General features: G+C 77.7%; 6 protein-coding genes and 2 pseudogenes. All 8 read right to left on the reverse strand.

Annotated features, from left to right (window positions below; all coding sequences use genetic code 11):
- Positions 1-54 precede the first annotated feature (54 nt).
- Positions 55-219, reverse strand: a pseudogene (locus ACW0Q9_RS28095) (histidinol dehydrogenase); the annotation flags it as partial.
- Between the two features lie 368 nt (positions 220-587).
- Positions 588-1,178: pseudogene (gene cbiE, locus ACW0Q9_RS28100) on the reverse strand (precorrin-6y C5,15-methyltransferase (decarboxylating) subunit CbiE); the annotation flags it as partial.
- On the reverse strand, positions 1,166-2,311 hold the full coding sequence (locus ACW0Q9_RS28105) for a cobalt-precorrin-5B (C(1))-methyltransferase (RefSeq protein WP_456186375.1): 1,146 nt from the start codon (positions 2,309-2,311) through the stop codon (positions 1,166-1,168). The pseudogene cbiE and the gene ACW0Q9_RS28105, both read right to left, overlap by 13 nt.
- A complete protein-coding gene (gene cobM, locus ACW0Q9_RS28110; RefSeq protein ID WP_456186377.1) occupies positions 2,308-3,147 on the reverse strand; it encodes a precorrin-4 C(11)-methyltransferase in 840 nt (279 codons plus the stop codon). The genes ACW0Q9_RS28105 and cobM overlap by 4 nt, the downstream gene beginning before the upstream one ends.
- Positions 3,144-3,884: a precorrin-2 C(20)-methyltransferase gene (cobI, locus tag ACW0Q9_RS28115; RefSeq protein ID WP_456186385.1), complete on the reverse strand. Its 741-nt coding sequence runs from the start codon at positions 3,882-3,884 to the stop codon at positions 3,144-3,146. The genes cobM and cobI overlap by 4 nt, the downstream gene beginning before the upstream one ends.
- A 71-nt stretch (positions 3,885-3,955) precedes the next feature.
- Positions 3,956-5,311, reverse strand: a complete 1,356-nt coding sequence (locus ACW0Q9_RS28120; protein ID WP_456186379.1) for a cobyrinate a,c-diamide synthase — start codon at positions 5,309-5,311, stop codon at positions 3,956-3,958.
- Positions 5,305-5,916, reverse strand: a complete 612-nt coding sequence (gene cobO, locus ACW0Q9_RS28125) for a cob(I)yrinic acid a,c-diamide adenosyltransferase (RefSeq protein WP_456186381.1) — start codon at positions 5,914-5,916, stop codon at positions 5,305-5,307. Before cobO ends, ACW0Q9_RS28120 begins: the two co-directional genes overlap by 7 nt.
- On the reverse strand, positions 5,916-6,536 hold a 621-nt coding region (locus ACW0Q9_RS28130), incomplete at its 5' end, for a vWA domain-containing protein (RefSeq protein ID WP_456186383.1). The genes ACW0Q9_RS28130 and cobO, both read right to left, overlap by 1 nt.

A 6,536-nucleotide genomic window follows, 5' to 3' on the forward strand; every position in this document is an offset into this window, starting at 1 on the left:
TCCACACCGTGCTCGGGCTCACCATCATGCAGAGCACCACGCTGCTCGGCGGCGACTGGTCACCACCAGCGAGCGGACCCCCGCCGCCTGGGCGGGGACCACGTTCATCACCACGGTCGACGGATACATGGCCAGGCCGCCGGGGCCACCCCGGTCACCACCCGCACGTCGACGCCGTGCCGCGCGGCGTTGGTCCGGATCGGCGCGTCCGGGTCGCGTTCCACGGCGAGCACCGCCGCGCCGAGCAGCGCGCACTCGATCCCGACCGAGCCGCTGCCCGCGCCCACGTCCCAGACCAGCCGGCCCAGCCGGGGCCGCAGCCGGGCAACCGCGAGGGCCCGTACCTCGGACTTCGTGATCATCGAGTCCCGGTGCGCGTACGCGGACTCGGGCAACGCCCACCCCCCGGCGGGCGCGGCCGCGGGCTGGTCATCGCGACGCATCCCGGCGTCACCCCCCGCGATCTTGCACTTGGTGCCCGGGCAGAACGCCCGAACCGGACGCGGGTCGGGCCGTAAGTGCAAGATCGACGGGGTCGCGGTCTCGGTGGGGGTGGTTTCCGGGGCGAGGCTGAGTACGACGTGGGGGTCGGACCAGGTCGTCGCGGCGGCCTCGGTCGGGGTGGTCCAGGTGACCCGCTCGTCGGGGGTGCCGAGGTGCTCGGCGACGACCAGGCGGCGGTCCCAGCCGGCCAGGCCGGCGCCCAGCTCGGCCGCGCCCGCGCCGGGGGCGGTGAGCACCGCGACCGCGGGCAGCGCGCGGCAGGCGTTCAGCGCGGGACGCGGGTCCCGGCCGTGCGCGGTGACCACGGCCGCGCCGTCCCAGGGCAGCCCGGCGCGGGCGAACGCGGCGGCCACGCTGGAGACGGCGGGCAGCACCCGCACCGGCAGGCCGGCCGCCCGGAGCCGGCGGACGATGCCGAAGAACCCGGGGTCGCCGCTGGCCAGCACCACCGCGGGCGTGCCGGCGGCGACGGCGGCGGCGAGCCGGTCCAGGGCCGGAGCGAGCGGACCGAGGACGACGGTGGCGCAGCCGGCCGGCACCGGGACGGCGGCCAGATGCCGGGCCGCGCCGACGACCAGCCCGGCGTCCGCCAGCGCGGCGGCGAGCGCGGGGTGCGCCGGCCGCCCGGCGGCGTCCACACCCGCCACGAGCACGGTCGGGGTCACGCGGCCCACCGCCCGGAGGAGGCGACCACCCGGGCGCCGGCGAAGTCCACCATGGCCACGTCGACGGTGACCGCGTGGCCGGCGAAGCGGCGCAGCACCTGCCGGACCCGCCGGCAGAGCAGGTCGCCGGCCGGGCCGAGCAGCCCGGCGGCCGCCCACAGCTCGTACGCGTGCCGGCCGGTGTTGGCCGCGGCCACGGCGGCGACCAGGTCCGGGTCGCCGCCGACTTCGGCGGTGATCGCGCCGAGCAGCGACAGGTCCACCCTGGACCGGGTGTAGTGGGTCATCAGGATGCCGGCGGCGAGCTTGGCCAGCTTGCCGGCCATGCCGACGAAGACCACCCCGGTCATGCCGTCGCCGACGGCGGCGGTGACCGCCGCGCCGGTGAAGTCGCCGACCTCGACGAAGCACACCTCGGGCAGCTCCGGCAGGAGCGCCCGGGCGGCCCGTTCGGTACGCCCGCCGGTGCACAGCACCACGGTCCGCTCCCCCTGGGCGGCCATCACGTGCACGGCCTGCACCACGCTGGCCCGCCAGGAGGCGGTGGAGAACGGCCGGACGATGCCGGTGGTGCCGAGGATGGAGATGCCGCCGAGGATGCCGAGCCGCCGGTTGGTGGTCTTGCGGGCCATGATCTCGCCGCGCGGCACGCTGATCACCACGTGGACGCCGGTCTCGCCGAGGTCGACCACCTCGGCGACGGCCTGGCCGATCATGCGCCGTGGGGTCTCGTTGATGGCCGGGCCGCCCACCTCGAGGCCGAGCCCCGGCCGGGTGACGGTGCCGACGCCCGGCCCGCCGTCCAGGCGCAGCCCCGGCTCGTCCCGCCAGGTGACGGTGGCGGTCAGCTCGGCGCCGTGGGTGACGTCCGGGTCGTCACCGGCGTCCTTGACCACCACGGCCTCGGCCCGCCGGGCCGGTTCCAGGTCGCAGCGGGCCACCGCGAAGCTGACCCGCCGGCCGGCCGGCAGGCCGATCTCCACCTGGCGCTGCGGCTCGCCGGTGACCAGCGCGGTAAGCGCCGCCTTGGTCGCCGCGGTGGCGCACGCGCCGGTGGTCCAGCCGGTGCGGAGCGCGGTGGGCCGGACCTTCGCCGTACGCGGCAGGTCCGGCTCGCGCAGCGGCGGCTCGGGGTAGGTCACCGGCCGTCCCCGGCGGCGTCGCCGGACCGGTCGGCGCGGGCGCGGCGCAGCGCGGCGCGGGCGCCCGGCTCGGCCCGCCGGTAGGTGTGGAAGTGCCCGGGGTGGTAGAGGTGCGAGCGGGTGCCGGTGGCGGCCAGCGCCGGCCCGACCAGGAACAGGGTGTGCTTCCAGAGCTTGTGCGCCTTGACGGTGGCCTCCAGCTCGCCCAGCGGGCACCGGACCACCAGCTCGTCCGGCCAGGTCGCCTGGTACGCGACCACCACCGGGGTCTCCGGCGGGTAGCCACCGGCCAGCAGCTCGGCCTGCGCCTGCCCGGAGCGGGCGGCGGAGAGGAACAGCGCCATCGTGGTGCCGTGCCGGGCGAACTCGCGGACCCGCTCGCCGGGCGGCATCGGCGTCTTGCCGCCCTCCAGGCGGGTGAGGATCACCGACTGGGCGACCTCGGGGATGGTCAGCTCCCGGCCGACCAGCGCGGCGACCGCGGTGAACGAGGACACCCCGGGCACCACCTCCACGGCCAGGCCGAGGTCGCGGCAGAGGTCGAGCTGCTCCTGCACGGCGCCCCACAGCGCCGGGTCGCCGGAGTGGATCCGGGCCACGGTCAGCCCGTCGGCGGCGGCCCGTTCGTAGAGCGGCCGGACCCCCTCGATGGGCAGCTGGGAGGAGTCGACGATCTCGGCGTCCGGGCGGGCGTGGGCGAGCACGTCGGCGTGCACCAGGCTGGCCGCCCAGATGACCACGTCGGCCTCGGCGATGACCCGGGCGGCGCGCAGGGTGAGCAGGTCGGCGGCGCCGGGGCCGGCCCCGACGAACCAGACCTTGCCGGTGGTGGTCACAGTTTTCCTCCCCGGCCGTCCCGGCGGGCCGGGACCAGCAGCGTCGACAGGTAGGGCAGGTCGGTGGCGGCGGGATCCACCGGCCCGATCCGCTCGTCCGGCAGGCCGAGCGACCGGCCCAGCACGGCGTCGGCCAGCCGGCCCCGCCGGCGCAGCTCGTCGACCAGGTCGGGGTGGCGGCGCCAGCCCTTGTAGACGACGACGGTGCCGGGGCCGGCGAGCGCGTCGGCAACCGGCGTGAGCCCGGCGGTGGCGGGCAGCAGGGTGAGCGGTTCGCGACCCTCGCAGAGCGGCACGCCGGCCCGGGCGGCCAGCTCCTGCATGGCCGTGATGCCGGGCACGGTGCGCACCTCGACCCCGGGCCGCCGGGCCCGAACGCCGTCGGCCAGGTAACCGAAGGTGGAGTAGACGTTGGGGTCGCCGATCGTGGCGAAGGCGACCGACCGGGCGCCGGAGTCGACGGCGGCCGCCACGGCCGCCGCCGCGGCGTCCCAGGCCCGCTCCCGGCGGGCGGTCACCCCGCCCCGGTCGTCCAGGGCGAACGGCAGCCGGCGCAGCCGGTCCGCGGGCACGTGCGCCCGCACCGTGGTCTCGGCCCGGCCGGCGGGCGCGTCCGGGTCCGCGGCGTGCCGGTCCAGCACGGGTACGAACACCAGGTCGGCCTCGCCCAGCAGCCGCGCGGCCTTGAGCGTCAGCAGTTCCGGGTCGCCGGGTCCGACCCCGATCCCGGTCAGCACGGCGGTGGGCGGCCGCTCATCCCAGCCCCGGACGGGGCTCGCCGGGGCGGCCGGCGGGTGGCTGGGCGGGTTCACCGGCTCGCCGCCTCGACCAGCCGGCGGGCCGCCGCCGGGTGCCCGGCCCAGTGGGTGTGCAGGTAGGACGCGTGCACCCGGCCGGCCACGAAGCCGTGCGGGCCGCCGTCCCAGTGCCAGGCGGGGCGGTCGCCGTGCCCGGGGTCGGTCACGGTGCGGTGGAACTCGTGCCCGCGTACCGCGTCGCCGGCGCGATGTGCCGGGGAGTCGGCGGCGGCCACCGCGTCGCGGTAGCCGAGGGTGAGCCGGCCGGTCATCCGGGCGGTGTGGTCGAGCCGCCCGCACATCGGCACCCCGTCGAGGGCGCGGCCGAGGTAGAGCAGCCCGGCGCACTCGGCGACCACCGGGCCGTCGAAGCCGGCCAGCTCGGCGCGGAGGGCGGTGTTGCCGGCCAGGGCGTCGGCGTGCAGCTCGGGGAAGCCGCCGCCGATCACCACGGCGCGGGTGCCGGGCGGCAGGGCCTCGTCGCGCAGCGGGTCGAGGGTCACCACCTCCGCGCCGGCCGCGGTGAGCAGCTCGGCGGTCTCCGCGTACGAGAAGGTGAAGGCCGCCCCACCGGCGACGGCGACGACCGGGCGGGCGGTGCCGGCGGGACCGCCGACCGCGGCGGCCGGATCCCAGGCGGGCGCGGTCAGCGGCGGCGCGGTGCGGGCCAGCGCCAGCACGGCGTCGAGGTCCACGGTGGACTCGACCAGGTCGGCGAGCGCGGCCACCACGGCCACCGACTCGGGCGCGCGTTCGGCGACCGGCACCAGCCCGAGGTGGCGGGACGGCGCGGCCACCTCGGCGGCCCGGGTCACCGCGCCGAGCACCGGCACGTCCACCTCGGCGAGCGCGTCGCGGAGCAGGGTCTCGTGCCGGGGCGAGCCGACCCGGTTGAGGACCACCCCGCCGATGCGCACCACCGGGTCGAAGGCGCGCATGCCGAGCACCAGCGCGGCGGCGGAGCGGCCCTGCGCGGTCGTGTCGAGCACCAGCAGCACCGGCGCCTCGATGAGCCGGGCGACGTGTGCCGTGGAGGCGTAGCCGCCGTGCCCGACCGCGCCGTCGTGCAGCCCCATCACGCCCTCGACCACGGCCACGTCGGCCGGGGTGGGCACGGTCGCGCCGTGGCGCAGCAGCGGGGCGATCCGCTCCGGGCCGACCAGCCAGGGGTCGAGGTTGCGGCCGGGGCGGCCGGCGGCGAGGGCGTGGTAGCCCGGGTCGATGTAGTCGGGGCCGACCTTGTGCGGGCTGACCGCCAGGCCACGACGGCGCAGCGCGGCGAGCAGCCCGGTGGCCACTGTCGTCTTGCCGTGCCCGCTGGCCGGGGCGGCGACGACCAGCCGGGGCAGCGCCCAGGAGGTCACCATTCGATGCCCTTCTGACCCTTCTGGCCGGCGTCCATCGGGTGCTTGACCTTGGTCAGCTCGGCGACCAGGTCGGCCGCCTCCACCAGCCGCGGGTCGGCGTCCCGGCCGGTGATCACCACGTGCTGGAAGCCGGGCCGGTCGCGCAGCGTGGCGACCACCTCGTCGACGTCGACCCAGCCCCACTTCATCGGGTACGTGAACTCGTCGAGCACATAGAGCCCGTAGCGCTCGGCGGCCAGGTCGCGCTGGATCTGCCGCCACCCCTCCCGGGCGTCCTCGGCGTGGTCGGCCGCTCCGCCGCGTTGGATCCAGGACCAGCCCTCGCCCATCTTGTGCCAGGTCACCGGGGCGCCCTGCCCGGTGCGCCCGTGCACCTCGCCGAGGGCCCGGAAGGCGTTCTCCTCCCCCACCCGCCACTTGGCGCTCTTGACGAACTGGAAGACGCCGATCGGCAGCCCGGCGGTCCAGGCCCGCAGCGCCAGGCCGAACGCGGCGGTCGACTTCCCCTTCATCTGTCCGGTGTGCACGATCAGCAGCGGCCGGTGCCGCCGCTGCCGGGTGGTCAGCCCGTCGGCGGGCACGTGGCTCGGTTTCCCCTGCGGCATCAGGCGGCGCTCCTCGTGGTGAGGCCGACGAGCGGACCAGTGGCCACGTCGGCGAGGTGGTGGTGCGGGGCGTGCAGTTGGGTGGCGAGGCGGCGGGCCAGATGCAGGCGGACCGGGCCGGACTCGCAGTCGACGACGACGCAGGGGGCGCCGGTGGCGGCGAGCACCGCGGCGGCGCGGGCGGCCCGGTCGAGGGGGCGCGGGCCGACGGTGGCCCGGCCGTCGGTGACGACCAGCACCAGGGGCTGGCGCTTCGGGTCGCGCAGCCGCTCCACCCGGAGCAGCTCGGCCGCGGCCAGGAGCCCTTCGGCGAGCGGGGTACGCCCGCCGGTGGGCAGCTCGGCCAGCCGCGTCGAGGCGGCGAGCACGGACGAGGTGGCCGGGAGGAGGGTCTGCGCGCCCGCGCCCCGGAAGGCGACCACGGCCACCTTGTCCCGCCGCTGGTACGCGTCGGTGAGCAGGGCCAGCACGGCGCCCTTGACGGCCGACATCCGCTCCCGGGCGCCCATCGACCCGCTGGCGTCCACGACGAACAGGACCAGGTTGCCCTCGCGCCCCTCGCGGACCGCCTCGCGCACGTCGGACGGGCGCAGCCGCAGCGGCCCGCCGGCCCGGCCCCG

The organism is Micromonospora sp. I033 (genome assembly GCF_053890995.1).

Excerpts from the sequence above, each read along its gene's own strand:
- ACW0Q9_RS28120 (WP_456186379.1), bottom strand. The coding sequence starts at position 5,311 with ATGGTGACCTCCTGGGCGCTGCCCCGGCTGGTCGTCGCCGCCCCGGCC.
- cobO (WP_456186381.1), bottom strand. The coding sequence starts at position 5,916 with ATGCCGCAGGGGAAACCGAGCCACGTGCCCGCCGACGGGCTGACCACC.